The sequence below is a fragment of the Gordonia amicalis NBRC 100051 = JCM 11271 genome, assembly GCF_000332995.1.
GTDB classification, from domain to species: Bacteria; Actinomycetota; Actinomycetes; order Mycobacteriales; family Mycobacteriaceae; genus Gordonia; species Gordonia amicalis.
This window is the reverse complement of the sequence record NZ_BANS01000080.1, coordinates 1-2,554: the sequence shown is the minus strand read 5'-3', so window position 1 is coordinate 2,554 and position 2,554 is coordinate 1. Positions and strand designations below refer to the sequence as shown.

At 62.5% G+C, this 2,554-nt stretch carries 1 protein-coding gene; it reads right to left on the bottom strand.

Annotated features, from left to right (window positions below; translation table 11 throughout):
• Nucleotides 1–361: 361 nt before the first annotated feature.
• Nucleotides 362–1,750 (bottom strand): IS256 family transposase, encoded by a 1,389-nt coding sequence (locus GOAMI_RS22200; protein ID WP_006438893.1) that lies wholly within the window; start codon nt 1,748–1,750, stop codon nt 362–364.
• Between the last annotated feature and the right edge of the window lie 804 nt (nt 1,751–2,554).

Genomic DNA, 2,554 nt, shown 5'->3' with positions numbered 1-2,554 from the left:
TAGACTGGACAACGCCCAGAGCTGCGCAGAGTATCGCGAAATCCTTTGAAGTGTACTGGGCGCGTTCAATCGGTCGATGCAACACCGGGTTGTTGTACCGAGTGTAGTTGTTCGCCAAAGACTTCGGCGGGGGTCTTCCAGTTGAGGACTTTTCTAGGACGGCTGTTGAGGGTGTAGGCGATAGCCTCGAGGTCCTCCGAGTGAGGTGTGGAGCTGTCTAAGAACCGCTCCTCAACCCGGAGGTCTTCATGTCTCACCGTAATTCACCGTTGTCCCCGACTGGCCGGCTGCGTCTGGCGAGCTTGCCAAGATGTCTGTGTAAGAACGTGACTCCTGGGTTTCGTGTGGTTGCTGTGGGGGACTAGTTGAGGTGGGGTTCGATGCGGTCGGGGTAGGCCAGGGCGAGTTGCCCGAGGGCCTGTTTCCAGTTCGTCACGACTTGCCCCTCGACGAGTCGTCCGGGGGCTTTGCGGGTGGCGGCGGGCTTGCCGCGTTCCTTCTCTCGTTGCCGGGCGCGTTTGTCCTCGATGTCGCAGATGGCCAGCCACAGGAGTTTGCGGACTGCGACGTCGTTGGGGAAGTGGCCGCGGTTCTTGATCACCTTGCGGAGCTGGTAGTTCAGCGACTCGATCGAGTTGGTGGTGTAGATGACCTTGCGGAGCTCGGGAGGAAACGCCAAGAACGGAATGAACCGGTCCCAGGCACGGTCGAAAGCCATTGCCGCACTCGGGTATTTGACGCCCAGTTCCGAGTCACGGAAGGCCTCCCATTCGTGGCGGGCAGTATCGGCGTCGGGGGCGGTGTAGATCGGTTTGATCGCCCGGGCGACGTCTTTGCGGTCCTTGTAGTTCACGAATCGCATTGAGTTGCGGATCAGATGCACCACGCAGGTCTGGACCGTGGCCAGTGGCCAGGTCGCCTCGATTGCCTCGGGGAATCCAGTCAGTCCGTCGCAGCACACGATGAGCACGTCACGCACGCCGCGGTTGGCCAGATTCGCACATACCCCGGCCCAGAACTTCGCGCCTTCCTCGGCCTGAATCCAGATTCCCAGCACATGTTTGACGCCGGTCATGTCCACGCCAATAGCGATGTGGGCGTGTCTGTTTCGGACGTGTGCGCCGTCTTTGACTTTCACCACCAGGGCGTCGAGGTAGATGACGGGATACAACGCTTCCAGCGGCCGGTTCTGCCATTCATCGACCGCATCGAGGACCTCGTCGCAGATCTTGGAGATCGTTTCGTGGGACAGATCGGTGCCGATCGTCGAGGCCAGATGATGCTGGATGTCGCGTAACGTCATGCCGCCGGCATAGAGCGAGATGATCATGTCATCGAGCCCCCCGAGCCGGCGGGAGCCCTTCGGCACCAGACGTGGGGTGAAGGTGCCGGCATGGTCACGAGGGACGTTCAGCTCGACCGGCCCGGCCTCGGACTGCACCGTTTTCGGGCTCGACCCGTTCCGCGAGTTCGGCAACTCCCTCCCGGCCGGGTCGCCCTTCTCATAGCCGAGGTGATCGGTCAGTTCGGCCTTGAGACCGCGTTCGAGGGCGAGTTTGATCAGACCCGGGATCAGGCCGCCGTCGCCAGTGATCTGGACCTGGCCGGTATCGATCTGGGCCAACAGCTCATCGACCATGCCCGAGGCCTGCAGCGCTTCGGCCACCTCCGCAGTCGAACGCGGCTCGGCCAGCTCAGGCAACTGCCGGTCGCCGTTGTCGTGCTGCTTGTCGTCTAGGGCCATGCTCATAGATCTTCCTCTCACTGATGAGCACTTGGACTTACACAGACCATCTGACACCCCCGCTCGCGTGTCGCTCACGCAGCCTTCGCCTCAACCACGAATCGTGCGGCCGCCGTCGCTCAGTCGCTGTCTGGACTGTTGGGCAGGGGAAGGTCGCGGCGCTCTCGGCGTTCTCGGACTCGCACGTGGTCGAGCTGGGCATGAGCACGTGGCGCCCCGAGCTCGTCCAGTCGACTCGCCGCTGATGTCAGAAACGCAGCTTCGCCACACGACGGCTCCAAGACGCTGTCAAGAGGATCACGGACTGCCCAACGAGAGACGAAGTCGGCGAGCGCCGGCGGTGTGAAGAACGCACCACGGGCCTTCCGCAGCGCGAGAGTGTCCTTAACCTCGGTGGCGGCGGTCTGCACAACTCGAGTCACGCTACTGACCCTTCGTGTAGTGCGTCTGCAAGGATCGCGGCAGCACACTCGCTGACAGACGTGCCTCGACTCGACGCTTCCGCCGCGAGTTGCTCGGCGAGCCCGACGGGCACCCGAACCAACACAGCCTTGCGCTCACCGCGCCAGTGGCGCCGACGCTCCGACGCAGACCCCTCATGTTTCGATTGCACCCGAAAGTTGTATCAACTTCCGCCGACACCTTTCGTGAGGCGCGCTCGCAACGAGCAATCTACGCGGCAACCGGTGAGTTCGTTGGCGGAGCGACGGGCTGGGGGGTCCACAACCGTCCATCTCGAATAAGTGCCCACACGACGTCGACGAGACGTCGGGCTAGCTGCACTAACCACGGACGTTAGGTACGGCGTGG